At 60.3% G+C, this 15456-nt stretch carries 12 protein-coding genes; 1 reads left to right on the top strand and 11 read right to left on the bottom strand.

The window, feature by feature from the left end; translation table 11 throughout:
- Positions 1-7: 7 nt before the first annotated feature.
- Positions 8-601 (bottom strand): aminodeoxychorismate/anthranilate synthase component II, encoded by a 594-nt coding sequence (locus tag AACY02_RS19230; RefSeq protein WP_339433322.1) that lies wholly within the window; start codon positions 599-601, stop codon positions 8-10.
- 407 nt (positions 602-1008) lie between these two features.
- Here AACY02_RS19230 and estP point away from each other — a divergent pair, with 407 nt between their 5' ends.
- The gene (gene estP, locus AACY02_RS19225) at positions 1009-2916 is read left to right on the top strand and encodes an esterase EstP (protein WP_339433321.1); all 1908 of its coding nucleotides are present in this window, start codon (positions 1009-1011) and stop codon (positions 2914-2916) included.
- Positions 2917-3085: 169 nt separating this feature from the next.
- Here the strand turns inward: estP and trpE are convergent, their stop codons facing one another.
- The 10 genes from trpE to AACY02_RS19175 form a co-directional block, all read right to left on the bottom strand.
- The gene (trpE, locus tag AACY02_RS19220; RefSeq protein ID WP_339433320.1) at positions 3086-4567 is read right to left on the bottom strand and encodes an anthranilate synthase component I; all 1482 of its coding nucleotides are present in this window, start codon (positions 4565-4567) and stop codon (positions 3086-3088) included.
- Positions 4568-4637: 70 nt separating this feature from the next.
- Positions 4638-5456 carry a phosphoglycolate phosphatase gene (locus AACY02_RS19215; RefSeq protein ID WP_339433318.1) on the bottom strand — a complete coding sequence of 273 codons (819 nt, stop codon included), beginning with the start codon at positions 5454-5456 and terminating at the stop codon, positions 4638-4640.
- Positions 5453-6127, bottom strand: coding sequence for a ribulose-phosphate 3-epimerase (rpe, locus tag AACY02_RS19210; RefSeq protein ID WP_007918813.1), 675 nt, complete (start codon positions 6125-6127; stop codon positions 5453-5455). Before rpe ends, AACY02_RS19215 begins: the two co-directional genes overlap by 4 nt.
- Before the next feature lie 80 nt (positions 6128-6207).
- Positions 6208-7356, bottom strand: coding sequence for an iron-containing alcohol dehydrogenase (locus AACY02_RS19205; protein WP_339433316.1), 1149 nt, complete (start codon positions 7354-7356; stop codon positions 6208-6210).
- 161 nt (positions 7357-7517) lie between these two features.
- Positions 7518-8342 (bottom strand): ABC transporter permease, encoded by an 825-nt coding sequence (locus AACY02_RS19200; protein ID WP_339433315.1) that lies wholly within the window; start codon positions 8340-8342, stop codon positions 7518-7520.
- Positions 8343-8354: 12 nt separating this feature from the next.
- On the bottom strand, positions 8355-9602 hold the full coding sequence (locus AACY02_RS19195) for an ABC transporter permease (RefSeq protein WP_339433314.1): 1248 nt from the start codon (positions 9600-9602) through the stop codon (positions 8355-8357).
- Between the two features lie 197 nt (positions 9603-9799).
- Positions 9800-10843 (bottom strand): ABC transporter substrate-binding protein, encoded by a 1044-nt coding sequence (locus tag AACY02_RS19190; protein WP_221731090.1) that lies wholly within the window; start codon positions 10841-10843, stop codon positions 9800-9802.
- A 48-nt stretch (positions 10844-10891) separates the two neighbouring features.
- Positions 10892-12016, bottom strand: coding sequence for an ABC transporter ATP-binding protein (locus AACY02_RS19185; protein WP_339433312.1), 1125 nt, complete (start codon positions 12014-12016; stop codon positions 10892-10894).
- Between the two features lie 354 nt (positions 12017-12370).
- Entirely contained in the window at positions 12371-13000 is a 630-nt protein-coding gene (locus AACY02_RS19180) for a response regulator (RefSeq protein ID WP_008085218.1), read from the bottom strand.
- Positions 13001-13018: 18 nt separating this feature from the next.
- Positions 13019-15415 carry a PAS domain-containing sensor histidine kinase gene (locus AACY02_RS19175; protein WP_339433311.1) on the bottom strand — a complete coding sequence of 799 codons (2397 nt, stop codon included), beginning with the start codon at positions 15413-15415 and terminating at the stop codon, positions 13019-13021.
- Positions 15416-15456: the final 41 nt, after the last annotated feature.

Here is a 15456-nt window from a genome sequence, read left to right as displayed (position 1 = left end):
GAAGTCCTTAGCGCGTGCCGCCGGTTTGTTTGAGGAAGTTGGCAAACAGTTCATGGCCCTGCTCAGTCAGGATCGACTCGGGGTGGAACTGTACACCTTCTATGTTCAGGGTCTTGTGACGCAGGCCCATGATTTCGTCGACAGAGCCGTCTTCGTGTTGCGTCCAGGCCGTCAGCTCCAGGCAATCGGGCAAGGTCGCGTGCTTGACGATCAGCGAGTGGTAGCGGGTGACAGTCAGCGGATGGTTGAGACCTTCGAAAACGCCCTTGTCCTCATGGAATACCGGACTAGTCTTACCGTGCATCACTTGGCGGGCACGCACCACATTCCCGCCAAAGGCCTGACCGATGGACTGGTGGCCGAGGCAGACGCCGAGAATGGGCAGCTTGCCGGCAAAGTGCTTGATGGCCTCGATGGAGATGCCGGCTTCGGTCGGCGTGCAAGGCCCCGGAGAAACCACGATGCGCTCTGGCTTGAGCGCTTCGATTTCGGCAATGGTCAATTCGTCGTTGCGCACGACTTTGACTTCGGCACCCAGCTCGCCGAGGTACTGCACAACGTTGTAAGTAAAGGAGTCGTAGTTGTCGATCATCAGCAACATGGCGTTTCGAACCTCTTGAATTCTGACTTGAAGACAGCCTTCAGATGACTTGCCCGCAGGGCGCTGCACGATGTCGGGCGCACAGGTGGCGTCGGCAAAGCGGCATTTCAAACGGGCAAGGAAGGCAAAGCGATACAAATCCGGCCAGGCCGGCAGAAAAGATTCAGGCGCGCCAACGCCAACGGGCGTGTGCCTTGATGACTTGATCCAGAAGTTTGCTGGTGATCAACACGGGGAAGGTCTCGTTCATACGTTCCGGCACAGTAACTTAGCTGGGCAGAGCGTGCAATATGGCGGGGCTGACTGGGGACAAAACTACGCAAGGGTTCGTGACCGATGGCTAAAGGTCGAAAGTTTTTGGTACTGTCGTTTCGTTCACCTACAACAATAAATAAATGGACTTGCTCATGATCAAACAGACGTTGTTTGCACCGCTGGCCGGTTGCTTGCTCGCCCTGGCCTGCGCCCAGGCGAATGCTGCACCCAATCCATACTCAAGCTTCATTGTCTTTGGCGACAGCCTCAACGATGCCGGGACATTCACCGACACCGGCGGCCCGGCGGGCGCCACCCAGCGCTACACCAACCGTACCGGCCCGGTTTATCTGGATGGCAGCGGTGAACTGCGCTCGCTGAACTCCACGCAACTGCTGGGCGGACGCCTCGGGTTTACGGCGGATCAAACGGCCTCCTCCAGCTCCGCTGTACGCGCCAACGCAGGCCTGCCGGACGGCAACAACTGGGCGGTGGGGGGGTATCGAACTGACCAGATCCTTGACTCGATCACTACGCAATCTGCCACAGGGGAACGCACCCGCGCCGGCTACCTGCCGTCGAACGGCTTGCGCGCCGACCCGAATGCGCTGTACTACATTTCCGGCGGTGGCAATGACTTCCTGCAGGGTCGAATTCTCAGCCTGCCTCAGGCTAACGCGGGTGCCGACCGATTGGCTGACAGCGTACAAGCCCTGCAAACGGCCGGCGCCAAATACGTGATGGTCTGGCTGTTGCCTGATGTCGGTTTGACCCCGGCCATCAACGGTACGCCTTTTCAGGCGCTCAGCAGTCAACTCGCCAGCCAGTTCAACAGCCAATTGGTGACACGTTTACAGGGCATCAACGCTGAAATCATTCCGTTGAATATTCCAGTGCTCCTGTCGGAGGCTTTCGCAGATCCCGGACGTTTTGGCCTGGCCACCGACCAGAACCTGACCGCAACCTGCTTCAGCGGCAGCAGTTGCACGGAGAATGCCCGCTACGGCATCAACAGTGCGACGCCGGATCCGAGCAAGCTGATCTACAACGACGGCGTACACCCGACCGAAACCGGGCAGAAACTGATCTCCGACTACGCCTATTCGCTGTTGGCCGCACCGTGGGAGCTGACACTGCTGCCGGAAATGGCCCACGCCACGCTGCGTGCGCACCAGGATGAACTGCGTACCCAATGGAAAGCGGATTGGGAGAACTGGCAACCCGTCGGTCAGTGGCGGGCGATTGTCTCCGCCGGTGGCCAGCACCTGGATGTCGACAGCCAAAGCAGCGGCGCCAGCGCCGACGGCAGTGGTTACAACCTCAACGTGGGTGGCAGCTATCGCCTCAATGACGCTTGGCGGTTAGGCGTAGCGGCAGGTTTCTACCGGCAGAATCTGGAGGCAGGCCACAACGATTCGGACTACAAACTCAACAGCTATCTGGCGACAGCCTTCGCCCAGTTCCAGCAAAACCGCTGGTGGGCTGACGCTGCGCTGACCGGTGGCAAACTCGACTACGACAACCTCAAGCGTAAGTTCGATCTGGGCGTCAGTGAAGGTGCGGAGAAAGGTGATACCGACGGCCACCTGTGGGCGTTCAGTACCCGCATCGGATACGACATTGCCCAACCGGGCAGTGAATGGCATTTGTCGCCGTTCGTCAGCGCCGACTACGCCAGCGTGGATGTCGACGGTTACTCGGAAAAGAGCAACCGGGCCACAGCGCTGACCTTCGATGACCAGGCGCGCGATTCGAAACGTCTGGGCCTCGGTATTCAGGGCAAGTACAACATCACCCCACAAACCCAGGTGTTTGGTGAGTACGCCCACGAACGTGAGTACGAGGATGACGTGCAGAAGGTCAACATCGCGCTCAATACCCTGCCGGCCAACGACTTCAAACTCGAGGGCTACACACCGCAGAGTCATTTGAACCGTTTGAGCCTGGGCGTCAGCCATAAACTGACGGCCGATCTGGCGCTGCGTGGCGGTTATACGTTGCGCAAGGACGATGACTTTACCCAGCAGGGGGTTAACGTCGGCGTCGTGCTGGACTTCTAGGATCAATAAAAAACGCGGCGTCCTTTCGGGCGCCGCGTTTTTTTATGCTGAACACCAATCGAACGGTGGGAGCGGGCTTGCTCGCGAAAGCGCAGTGCCCGTCGACATGAATATTCGCAGATCCGCCGCTTTCGCGAGCAAGCCTGCTCCCACAGGTATTGACGTGAACTCAGCTATCCGGGGTTTGCTCGGCCAGTGCCACGGCACGGAACATCGCACGGCGCTTGTTCAGGGTTTCTTCCCATTCCAGCGCTGGCACCGAGTCGGCGACGATGCCGCCACCGGCCTGTACGTGCAGTTCGCCGTTCTTGATCACCGCGGTACGGATCGCAATCGCGGTGTCCATGTTGCCGTTCCAGGCGAAGTAACCCACCGCGCCGCCATACACACCACGCTTGACCGGTTCGAGTTCGTCGATGATTTCCATCGCACGAATCTTCGGTGCCCCGGACAAGGTGCCCGCCGGCAGAATCGCCCGCAGCGCGTCCATCGCCGTCAGCCCGGTTTTCAACTGGCCGGTGACGTTGGAAACAATGTGCATCACGTTGGAATAACGCTCGATGACCATCTTCTCGGTGAGTTTCACCGAACCGATTTCCGAGACACGTCCGGTGTCGTTACGCCCCAGATCGATCAGCATCAAGTGCTCGGCGATCTCTTTATCGTCGGACAGCAGGTCTTCTTCCAGCGCCAGATCGGCTTCTTCTGTCGCGCCACGCGGGCGAGTACCGGCAATCGGACGCACCGTGATCAGGTTATCCTCGACCCGCACCAGCACTTCCGGCGAACTGCCGACGACGTGGAAGTCGCCGAAGTTGAAGAAGTACATGTACGGCGTCGGGTTGAAACAGCGCAAGGCGCGATACAGATCGATCGGTGCGGCCTTGAAGTCGATCGACATGCGCTGCGACGGCACGACCTGCATGCAGTCACCGGCGAGGATGTATTGCTTGATGGTGTCGACGGCTTTTTCGTAATCGTCTTGAGTAAAACTGGAGCGGAACACCGGGTCAGCGGACTGCTGCTTGCTGAAGTCCAGACCACGACGCGGGGTGATCGGCTGGCGCAGCTTCTCCAGCAGTCCCTGCAATTGCGCCTGACCTTGCTCGTAGGCATCCGCCTGCGCAGGGTCGGCCAATACGATGGCGTGCATCTTGCCGGCGAGGTTGTCGAACACCACGACCGCATCGGACACCATCAACAGAATGTCCGGTACGCCCAGCGGATCAGGGTTCGGGCACTTGCCCAGGCGTTTCTCGACATAACGCACGCAGTCGTAACCGAAATAACCGACCAGGCCGCCGTTGAATCGCGGCAGGCCAGCAATGGTCGGCACGTTGTAGCGGGCCTTGAAGGTTTCGACGAAGGCCAGCGGATCTTCAACGTCATGGCTTTCAGTCTCGACGCCATCAACGGTGATGCTGACGTGATGATCGTAAACCCGCAGCACGGTGCGGCACGGCAGACCGATGATCGAGTAACGGCCCCATTTCTCGCCGCCCTGCACGGACTCGAGCAGGTAGGAGTTGGGTTGGTCAGCCAGTTTCAGGTAGATCGACAGCGGCGTGTCGAAGTCGGCCAGGGTTTCGCAGGCCAACGGAATGCGGTTGTAGCCATCAGCGGCCAAGCGCAGGAATTCTTCGCGAATCATAAGATGCCTCGTGGTGTGAGGTGCTGTCAGTCAGGTGTGCAAACGCGCCGGCAGGCCGGCCAGAAACAAGTCAGGCGCGCCAACGCCAGCGGGCCAGGGCCTTGATGACTTTCATCCAGAGTTTGCGGGTGACCACCACGATGGCGTTTCCAGAAGGGGATTGAGAAGCGTCGGGCAACGTTATCTCAGCGGCCGGATCCAGGCAACCGGGAATTAGCTTGCGCAGGTCGTCGATCACCAGTGCCGGGTATTCCTCAGCAATCGGTCGGCCATGGTTGTAGCCGTAACTCAGTGCCACACATTTGACCCCCGCCGCTTTCGCGGCCAGCACGTCACTGCGCGAGTCGCCGACAAACAGCGATTGCGAGGCCGGGATGTTGGCCATTTTCATCACGAAGAACAGCGCGGCCGGGTCGGGTTTCTTCTGCGGCAAGGTATCGCCGCCGATGATCCATTTGAAATAGCGGCCGATTTTCATCTGGTCCAACAGCGGCGCGACGAAACGCTCCGGCTTGTTGGTGATCAGCGCCATGGCCACGCCTTGCTTTTGCAGCCATTTGAGCGTGTCGCGCACGCCGGGATAGACCACGGTCAGCTCGTGGCTGGCGCCGTAGGCCTGCATGAAAATTTCCAGCGCTTGCTCGGCTTCGACGTCATCCACAGAGGCATGATCGATACCGCCGGCCAGCGCACGACGCACCAATACCGGCGCGCCATTGCCAACCCACTCGCGCACCGACTCGATGCCCGCTGGCTGGCGGCCGAGGGTGAGCAGCATGTTGTCCACCGCCGCTGCCAGGTCGGGAACCGAGTCGATCAGCGTGCCATCCAGATCGAACATCACCAACCGTGGCAGTTTGCCCGGGAACAGCTGCTCAAAACCGCTCATGGGCGCGCCAGCGCCAGTTCGGAACGCATCTTGTCGATGACTTCCTGATAGTTCGGTGCATTGAAGATCGCCGAGCCGGCCACAAAGGTGTCGGCGCCAGCGGCAGCGATTTCACGGATGTTGTTGACGTTGACGCCGCCGTCGATTTCCAGACGGATGTCACGCCCCGACGCATCGATGATCGCCCGTGCTTCGCGCAGTTTGTCGAGGGTGCCGGGAATGAACTTCTGCCCGCCAAAGCCTGGGTTGACGCTCATCAGCAGAACCATGTCGACCTTGTCGATCACGTACTTGAGCACGTCCAGCGGAGTCGCCGGGTTGAACACCAGACCGGACTTGCAGCCCCCCTCGCGGATCAGTTGCAGCGAGCGATCGACGTGCAACGTGGCTTCCGGGTGAAAGGTGATGTAGGTGGCGCCGGCTTCGATGAAGTCGCCAACGATGCGATCCACCGGGCTGACCATCAGGTGCGCGTCAATCGGCGCAGTGACGCCGTACTTGCGCAATGCCGCGCAAACCATCGGGCCGATGGTCAGGTTGGGCACGTAGTGGTTGTCCATGACATCGAAGTGAACGAAGTCGGCACCCGCGGCGAGGACGTTGTCCACTTCTTCGCCGAGGCGGGCGAAGTCGGCGGAAAGAATCGACGGAGCAATTACGAAGGGCTGCATGACGCACCTTTACTGAGCTAAATCACGATGGCGCGCATTGTATACCTCAAGTTTGCGCGCGCGCACCGTGACGGCGATGATCAGTAGGCGGCGCGGTAGATCTTCTCGATATCAATAGCGCTGAGTTTACGGGGGTTGTTGCGCATCAGCCGTTCAATGCCTGCGGCCTCCAAGGCCATGGCCGGGATCGCGTCTTGCGGCACACCGAAACTGCGCAACCCGGCGGGAATCTCCACCGCTGCACACAAGTCGGTCATGGCCTGCACGGCTTTATCCGCTGCCTCAATGGCACTCAGATGAGCGGTCTTCACCCCCATGGCTTCGGCAATATCCTGCATCCGCTCGACGCAGGCCATCTTGTTCCAGGTCATGACATAGGGCAGCAGTAGCGCATTGCTGACACCATGGGCAATGTTGAAACGCCCGCCCAGCGGATAGGCCAGCGCATGCACCGCACCGACCCCGGCGTTACCGAAGGCCATCCCGGCCATCAGGCTGGCGGTGGCCATGTCTTCCCGCGCTTGCAGGTTGGCGCCGTTGGCGTAGGCCTTGGGCAGGGCCTTGGCGATCAGTTTGATCGCGCCGATGGCCAGGGAATCGGTGATCGGCGAGGCGTTGACCGACAGATAGGATTCGATGGCATGCACCAACGCATCGACGCCACTGGCGGCGGTGACACTGCGTGGGCACGTCAGGGTCATCTGCGGACTGACCAGCGCGACGTCCGGTAATAGATAGTCGCTGACGATGCCTTTCTTCAGTTGCGCAACCTTGTCCGAAAGAATGGCGACGTTGGTCACTTCCGAGCCGGTGCCGGCGGTGGTCGGGATGGCGATCAGTGGCGGGCCTTTGCGTGGCACCTGTTCGACGCCGAACAGATCCTCCAGCGCGCCGTGATAACCGGCATAGGCGGCGACACTTTTGGCGATGTCGATGGCACTGCCGCCGCCCAGACCAATCAAGCCGTCATGCCCGCCCTCGCGGTACGCACGCATGCAGTCTTCGACAATGGCGATTTCCGGGTCCGGCAGCACGCGGTCGAAAATCTCGTACTCGCGCCCGCCCAGTTGCACCAGCGCCAGCTCAACGGTGCCGGATTTGACCAGAGCGGCGTCGGTGACGATCAGCGGGTTGTCGATGTCGAGGCGGGTGAGTTCCGCCGCCAGTTGCTCGATGGCGCCGGCGCCGGTGATCAGTTTGTGAGCGATTTTGAACTGGGAAAGACTCATGGTGCGCAGCCTCTTATAGATAGGGGAGCTGGGCACAAGATTAGCTGGGGATTCGGGGTTGTCTGCTATTCAGGTCGTGAATAACCCAAGACTTCGCACACAACACAAATCCCTTGTGGGAGGGGGCTTGCTCCCTCCCACCGTTTTCACCGAGTACGGCTTTAGACCTGGGCGGTGCGCAGTTTTTCACTACGGCCACGCAACCATTCCAGGGTCAGCAGCAGGATCACCGAGAAGGCGATCAGCAAGGTCGCGGCAGCCGCAATCGTCGGACTGAGGTTTTCGCGAATCCCGCTGAACATCTGCCGAGGCAACGTAACCTGCTCAGGCCCGGCCAGAAACAACGTCACCACCACTTCATCAAACGACGTCGCAAAGGCAAACAACGCCCCGGAAATGACCCCTGGCGCAATCAGCGGCAAAGTCACGCGACGGAACGCGGTCAGCGGCGAAGCACCAAGACTGGCCGCAGCCCGCACCAGATTATGGTTAAACCCCTGCAACGTCGCCGACACCGTAATGATCACAAACGGCACACCGAGTACCGCATGCACGACGATCAGCGAGAAGAAGCTGTTGCCCAGGCCCAGTGGCGCAAAGAACAGATAACTGGCCACACCAATGATCACCACCGGCACGACCATCGGCGAAATCACCAGCGCCATCACCAGCGGTTTGCCGGGAAAGTCGCCACGGGTCAGGCCGATCGCTGCCAGCGTACCGAAGACCATGGCCAGCGCGGTTGCGGCCGGGGCCACGATGATGCTGTTGCGAAGCGCCCGCATCCACTCCGCCGAGGCGAAGAAGTCCTGATACCAGTGCAGCGAAAAGCCTTGTAGCGGGTACACCAGGAAACTGCCCGAGTTGAACGACAGCGGCACGATCACCAGCACCGGCAGGATCAGGAACAGCAGAATCAAGCCGCACAGGATCCGCAAACTGTAGAACCACACCCGTTCGATGGGCGACATGTAAGGACTCAGCATCTCAAATTCCCCTTAGCTCAGGCGCAGGCGACTGGCGCCCACCAGCCAGCTGTAAATCAGATAAAGCACCACGGTTGCCAGCAGCAGCAAGCCGCCCAACGCGGTGGCCATGCCCCAGTTGATACTGGTGTTGGTGTAGAACGCGACGAAGTAGCTGACCATCTGATCGTTCGGGCTGCCGAGCAGCGCCGGGGTGATGTAGTAGCCGATGGCGAGGATGAACACCAACAGGCAACCGGCGCCGACACCCGCGTAGGTCTGCGGGAAGTACACCCGCCAGAAACTGGCGAACGGATGGCAGCCCAGCGAGATCGCGGCACGCATGTAGGTTGGCGAGATGCCTTTCATCACGCTGTAGATCGGCAGAATCATGAACGGCAGCAGGATGTGTACCATCGAGATGTAAACGCCGGTGCGGTTGAACACCAACTCCAGCGGTTTATCGATGATGCCCATCGCCATCAGGGCGCCGTTGATCAGACCGCCCGATTGCAGCAACACGATCCAGGCGGCCACGCGCACCAGAATCGAGGTCCAGAACGGCAACAGCACCAGAATCATCAGCAGGTTGCTCTGGCGTGATGGCAAGTTCGCCAGCAGATAAGCCAGTGGATAAGCGAGCAGCAGGCAGATTACGGTGATGACCAGGCCCATCCAGAACGTACGGGCGAAGATATCGAGGTAGATCGCCTGATCGGGGGTGGCCGGGGCGATCTCGCCGAGGTCGTCGATGCGATGGTCGACTGCCGCCAGCAGGTAATACGGGGTGATGCTGCTGGTGTTGCGCTTGACCGCTTGCCAGTAGGCCGGATCGCCCCAGCGCTCATCGAGTGCTTCCAGGGCGGCTTTATAAGAGGCCGGCTCGCTGGCAAATGGCAGCGCCCGGGCCGTTTTGGTCAGCAGGCTGCGATAGCCGGCCAACTCCATGTTCAAGCGCTTGGACAAATCGCCCAGCGTCGAGTTTTTCCGGGCTTCGGCGAGGTCATCGCTGGCAGCCTTGTAGACCGGTTCGGCGGGTAGACCGCGACCGTCCCAACTGACGATGGCCGCCACGGTGCGCGGCATGCCGCCGACCACTTCCGGGTTGCCGACGCTTTTGTAGAGCAGCGCCACGATCGGCACGAGAAACACCAGCAACAGAAAAAGCACCAGCGGCGCAATCAACGCCTGGGCCTTCCAGCGGTTGACCCGCTCGGCGTGCTTGAGCTTCTGCTTCAAGGTGGGGCTGGCGCCCTCGTTCAGGGGAACGGCGATGGCCATGACGTACTCCGCAAATCTTTGATCGTTACAGAGGTGGCGGACCACCTCGATCGATTGATGCACACAGATCCAAATGTGGGGGCGACGGTGCGACGATTCGACTTGCTCGCGAAGGCGGCGTGTCAGTCGACATCAATGTTGAATGTACTGGCGCTTTCGCGAGCAAGCCCGCTCCCACAGGAGGGCGAGCCCTCGGGTTACTTCGCCGCCCAGGCGTTGAAACGCTGTTCCAGTTGCTCGCCGTTGTCAGCCCAGAAACTGACGTCGATCTGCACCTGGTTGGCGATGTTTTCCGGGGTGGTCGGCATGTCTTTCAGAACATCCTTGGACAGCAGCGGTACGGCTTGGGTGTTGGCCGGGCCGTAGGCGATGTTTTCCGAGTACGTCTTCTGCTGCTGCGGCTGCACCGAGTAGGCGATGAACTTCTTCGCCGCTTCGGCACGCTTGGCGTCCAGACCTTTCGGGATGGCCCAGGCGTCGAAGTCGTAGATGCCGCCGTTCCAGACCACTTGGAGGTTGGACTCTTTCTGCACGGCAGCGATGCGACCGTTGTAGGCCGAGCTCATGACCACGTCGCCGGAAGCAAGGTATTGCGGCGGTTGAGCGCCGGCTTCCCACCACTGAATGCTGGGTTTGAGCTCATCGAGTTTCTTGAACGCGCGGTCCTGACCGTCCTTGCCAGCCAGTACTTTGTAGACGTCCTTCGGCGCAACGCCATCGGCCATCAAGGCGAATTCGAGGGTGTACTTGGCGCCTTTACGCAGGCCACGCTTGCCCGGGAATTTCTTGGTGTCCCAGAAATCAGCCCAACTGGTTGGCGCGGTTTTCAGCTTGTCGGCGTTGTACGCCAGTACGGTCGACCAAACGAAGAAGCCAACGCCGCAGGGCTGGATCGCGCCTTTGACGTAGTCTTCGCTCTTGCCGAACAACGCTGGGTCCAGTGGCTCGAACATGTCTTCGTCGCAACCACGGGACAGTTCTGGCGATTCAACCTCGACCAGGTCCCACGACACGCTCTTGGTGTCGACCATGGCTTTGACCTTGGCCATTTCGCCGTTGTACTCGCCGGCAATGATCTTGCCGTTGCCCGCCGCTTCCCACGGTGCATAGAAGGCTTTGACTTGCGCCGCCTTGTTCGCCCCGCCAAACGACACCACGGTCAAATCCGGGCCAGCGGCCATTGCGCTTGCCGCACCCATCAGGCCCAGGGTCAGGGCGGTGAACTTCAGGGATCTCAACATTTATTGTTCTCTCCACGTGCAGGGTTGGTGTTGGTCGTGCCGGGGCGATCAGTTCGCCTCTAAAAGAGGATCAAGCGCGCGTACGTGCTCGACCTGCCAGCCAAGCGGAACCACGTCACCGACAGTGAGCCCGGGATCGAGCTCGGCAATCGGTTGTTTCACGAAGAAGTCGGTCTTGCCGCAGACTTCCAGGCGCACCCGGACGTGGTCGCCCAGATAGATGAATTCCGCCACCCTCCCTGAGAAGCGGTTGACGCATTGGTCGCTCGAACCGTTGAGGCTGACGCGCTCGGGGCGGATCGACAAAGTCACCGGTTCGCCGGTCTGGCCGACGTTGACCGCCAGCGCCTCGACCTTCTCGCCACGACCGAGTTCGACCACGCAGCGCTCGCCGTTCTGGCTGAGCAAGCGGCCGTTGAGGCGGTTGTTCTCGCCAATGAAGTTGGCGACAAAGGTGTTCTTCGGCTCTTCGTAGAGGGCGCGTGGCGGCGCGATCTGCTGAATTTCGCCCTGATGGAATACCGCAACGCGGTCGGACATGGTCAGGGCTTCGCCCTGGTCGTGGGTCACGTAGACCACGGTCACGCCGAGCCGCTGGTGCAGGTGCTTGATTTCCATCTGCATGTGTTCACGCAGTTGTTTGTCGAGGGCGCCGAGCGGTTCGTCCATCAGTACCAGTTGCGGTTCGAACACCAACGCACGAGCCAGTGCCACACGCTGTTGCTGGCCACCGGACAACTGTGCCGGATAGCGTGAGGCGAACGCGTCGAGCTGAACCATGCTCAAGACTTTCTTGACCTTGTCGCCGACGTCGCTCTTGTTCAGGCCGCGCACGGTCAGCGGGAACGCAAGGTTCTCGGCCACGGTCATGTGCGGGAACAGTGCGTAGTTCTGGAACACCATGCCGATGTCGCGCTTGTGCGGCGGTACGTTGTTGATCGCACGCCCGTCCAGAAGGATTTCCCCGGCCGTCGGTGTTTCGAAACCGGCGAGCATCATCAGGCTGGTGGTCTTGCCGGAGCCGGACGGCCCGAGCAGGGTCAGGAACTCGCCTTTGCGAATGTCCACGTTGAGGTCTTTGACGATCAGGTTCTCGCCGTCGTAGCTCTTCTGCACTCCACGAAAGCTGACCAACACATCACTGGCCCCTGCGTTTGAATCGACCTGGCTCATACCCGCACCTTTGTTGTTGATGACTGCTTGTGGGTTAAGCCTAGTGGCTGCTGACAGGCACGCAAATCGGGGCGCAGGAGAGAATCGCCTCAGCCGGATGGAAGGTTGGGGGTAGGGATTGCCCTACAAGGATGGCGCTAACGGATAAGGCCGCCGCGAGCGACAAGCTGCGAGCCAACAGAGCAGGCACTAGCCGCTGTCGCTAACGGATATGCCCACAATCCGGAACACGGTAGAGATTCCATGTGGGAGGGGGCTTGCTCCCGAATGCAGTGGGTCATCCAACTTAGTTGGCGACTGATACACCGCATTCGGGAGCAAGCCCCCTCCCACCGTTTTTGATTGCGGTGATCTTCAGAGGAGTTTGTGTTCCATCGCGTATTTGACCAGTTCGGCCAGCGAAGTAATGTTGAGTTTCTGCATCAACCGCGCCTTGTGCGTGCTGATGGTCTTGCTGCTCAGGGCCAGTTGCTGGGCGATGTCGTTGACGTTGGCGCCTTGCGCCAAGCGCTCGAACACCGAGAATTCGCGCTCCGACAACAAAGAGTGCAACGGTCGCGCATCAGTCAGGCCAACCTCGAAGACCATCCGATCAGCCAGATCCGGATCGATGTAGCGCCCGCCCGCCGCGACTTTGCGAATGGCGGTCAGCAACAGCGCCGGATCGCTGTCCTTGGTCGCGTAGCCGGCCGCTCCGACCTTCAATGCCCGTGCCGCCATTTGTGCTTCGTCGTGCATCGACAACACCAGAATGGCCGGCGGATTGTTCAGCGCACGGATTCGCGGGATCGCCTCAAGGCCGTTGACCCCAGGCATGGAGATGTCCAGCAACACCACTTCGCACGGCACATGACGCAGGGTTTCAAGCAGTTGCTCACCATTGCTCGCCTCCCCCACCACTTGCAGGTCCTTGGCCAGGCCAATCAATTGCTTGATGCCTTCTCGGACAATGGTGTGGTCTTCGGCTACCAGTACTCGGATCACGTTCTTCTCCAGATTCAGTCAAACCTCATCCACCGGCACCCAAACATTCAGACTGGTGCCCTCCCCCGGCTCACTCTCAAGCGCCAAGCGCCCGCCCATGATCAGCACCCGCTCACGCATGCCGACCAGACCAAACGACGTCGCCCTGCCCGTAGGGGCGACAAAGCCTACGCCATCATCGCTGACCGTCAGACACAATTCGTCGCCTTCCAGCGCCAGCGTCAGCTCCACAGTATGCGCCTGAGCATGGCGCATCACGTTGGTCAACGCTTCCTGCAGGATACGGAACAAGCCAATCGCCTTGGCATCGCTCAGCGCCGGCAGATTATCCGGCACCTGCACCAGACACGGAATTTGCGTGCGCGCTTCGAATCGACGGGCCTGCCATTCAATCGCCGAAGCGATCCCGGCATCCAGAATCGGCGGCCGTAGCGCTGTCGCCACGTCGCGCACCAACTGGAACAACTGGGCGATCAGGCGTTTCATGCTGTTCAACCGCTCATTCAGCCCCGGGTCCAGTTGCGCGTAAGCCAGTTCGCACATCGATGTTTCGAGTTTGAGCACCGTCAGCATCTGCCCCAATTCATCGTGAACCTCACGAGCAATGCGCGCCTTCTCTTCTTCGCGGACACTTTCAAGGTGCGCCGACAGTTCACGCAGTTGCTCACGCGATGCCGCCAGTTCCAGTTCGATGCGCTTGCTCTCGGTGATGTCCCAGACGATGCCGTCCCAGACATAGGCGCCATCCTCCAACTGACGGGTGATCGCCTTGATCTCGGCCCAACGCTGCTCACCCTGGCGCGTGAGGATTCGCCCCTGCCACGACCAATCGCTGTCGGTATCCAGCGCGTGATCCTGCGTGCGGTGATAACCGGCCTTGTCGTCCGGGTGCACCAGACTGCGCAGGCCCATGTCGCGGTGGGCAATCGCCGCCGGCGCGTAACCGACCAGACTTTCGCTGCCCTCGCTGATATAGGCAAAGTCGATCTGCCCGGTCACTGGCGCCCGCTCCAGACGGAACACCAGCCCCGGTACATTGGCGGCGATCCCCTGCAGCCTTGCCTCACTTTCCTGCAACGCCGCCAACGCGCGACGGCGTTCCGTGACATCGGTGAGGTAAACCACCAGATATTCACTCTCGCGAAAACGCAGAAAGCTCAGCGATACGTCAGCCGGCAGGATGCTGCCATCGGCGCGCACGCAACTGGTTTCGAAGCTCAGCGGGCCTTCTTCACTGGTCCGCGCGCGCTTCCACAGGCTGAGCCAGCGGTCCATGTGCAGACCCGGTTCGAAGTCGATCAGCGGTCGTTCGATGAGTGCGCCAGAGGGGTAGCCGAGCATGTTTTCCGCCGCGCGGTTGGCATAGCGAACATGACTGTCCCAGTTGACCCAAAGAATGCCGACGGTACTTTGATCGATGGAGAACTGCGTCAGGCGCAACGCCTCTTCGCTGGCTGCGCGCAGGGCGATGTCTTCCCGTGCGGCGAGCAGACGTTGCTCAAGGCTCTGTTGCTGGCGCCGCTGCCAGAACACAATCGCCGCGCAACTGAGCAGCATCACCGCGAACAACAGACTGAGGTTCTGCCAGAACCCCGGCGACTCCGTCAGTCGCGGGTATTTGGGTTGCAGCCATTGATTGTGCAGGCGCTCCAGATCCCTGGCCGGGATTGCGTTCAAGGCACTCTGGACAATGCCCGCCAGTTCCGGCCAATCGCGACGTGAGGCGACTCGCAGCAATTGCGGCAGGCCCACATCACCGACCACCACCAGTTCGGCAAACTCGGGCTCGGCCGACAACCGACCGAGTTGTGCCTCATCAATCACCGCGTAAGAGGCCTGCTGACTCAGCAGCAACTGCAACGCCTGACGCTCCAGCGGCACGCCTTGCAGATTCAGATGGGGATAGTTGCTGCGCAGATAGTCGGCGGTGGCACTCGGCATGCGGATGGCGACGCGAGTCTGGCTGTCGATTTTTTCCAGATCCACTGCTCCGCTGGACTTTTGATCGCTGACCACCAGTTGCGGGACACGCATGTATGGATCGGAAAACTTCCACAGACGCAGGGCACTCGGCGTCTGGGTCAGGCCCGGGGCGATGTCGATCTCGCCGTCGCGCAAAGCGGTTTCCAATTGCGCCAGATTCTGAAAATTACGCCAGCTCAACTCGATATTAAGAGCCCGGGCCAGCCATTTCATCAACTCGACGTTGGCCCCGGACAGGCGCTGCAAGCGTCGGTCGTACTGCGCAAAGGGCGCCTGCAACACCAGACCGACACGCAGTTCATGGTGTTGCGCCAACCATTGCTGCTGGCCCTCTGACAATTGTGCAACGTGTGCCGGTGGCGCAGGCGCGGCCCAGCCCATCAAGGGAAACCACAAACAGCCGATAACCCACAGGCAGCAAAATCGCTTCATTGAAGCCCCATACACTGACAAATTCTGACCAACCCATTAGG

Source organism: Pseudomonas sp. EA_65y_Pfl2_P78 (genome assembly GCF_963970495.1).
Taxonomy (GTDB): Bacteria; Pseudomonadota; Gammaproteobacteria; order Pseudomonadales; family Pseudomonadaceae; genus Aquipseudomonas; species Aquipseudomonas baetica_A.
Note: the sequence above shows the minus strand (reverse complement) of the source record. Positions and strands in the feature narration are given on the sequence as shown.

Bases quoted from the DNA above. Each gene is read 5' to 3' on its own strand.
- AACY02_RS19175 (WP_339433311.1), bottom strand. From the start codon at position 15,415: ATGAAGCGATTTTGCTGCCTGTGGGTTATCGGCTGTTTGTGGTTTCCC.
- trpE (WP_339433320.1), bottom strand. From the start codon at position 4,567: ATGATTCGCGAAGAATTCCTGCGCTTGGCCGCTGATGGCTACAACCGC.
- AACY02_RS19230 (WP_339433322.1), bottom strand. From the start codon at position 601: ATGTTGCTGATGATCGACAACTACGACTCCTTTACTTACAACGTTGTG.
- AACY02_RS19185 (WP_339433312.1), bottom strand. From the start codon at position 12,016: ATGAGCCAGGTCGATTCAAACGCAGGGGCCAGTGATGTGTTGGTCAGC.
- AACY02_RS19200 (WP_339433315.1), bottom strand. From the start codon at position 8,342: ATGCTGAGTCCTTACATGTCGCCCATCGAACGGGTGTGGTTCTACAGT.
- estP (WP_339433321.1), top strand. From the start codon at position 1,009: ATGATCAAACAGACGTTGTTTGCACCGCTGGCCGGTTGCTTGCTCGCC.
- AACY02_RS19190 (WP_221731090.1), bottom strand. From the start codon at position 10,843: ATGTTGAGATCCCTGAAGTTCACCGCCCTGACCCTGGGCCTGATGGGT.
- AACY02_RS19195 (WP_339433314.1), bottom strand. From the start codon at position 9,602: ATGGCCATCGCCGTTCCCCTGAACGAGGGCGCCAGCCCCACCTTGAAG.
- AACY02_RS19205 (WP_339433316.1), bottom strand. From the start codon at position 7,356: ATGAGTCTTTCCCAGTTCAAAATCGCTCACAAACTGATCACCGGCGCC.
- AACY02_RS19215 (WP_339433318.1), bottom strand. From the start codon at position 5,456: ATGAGCGGTTTTGAGCAGCTGTTCCCGGGCAAACTGCCACGGTTGGTG.
- rpe (WP_007918813.1), bottom strand. From the start codon at position 6,127: ATGCAGCCCTTCGTAATTGCTCCGTCGATTCTTTCCGCCGACTTCGCC.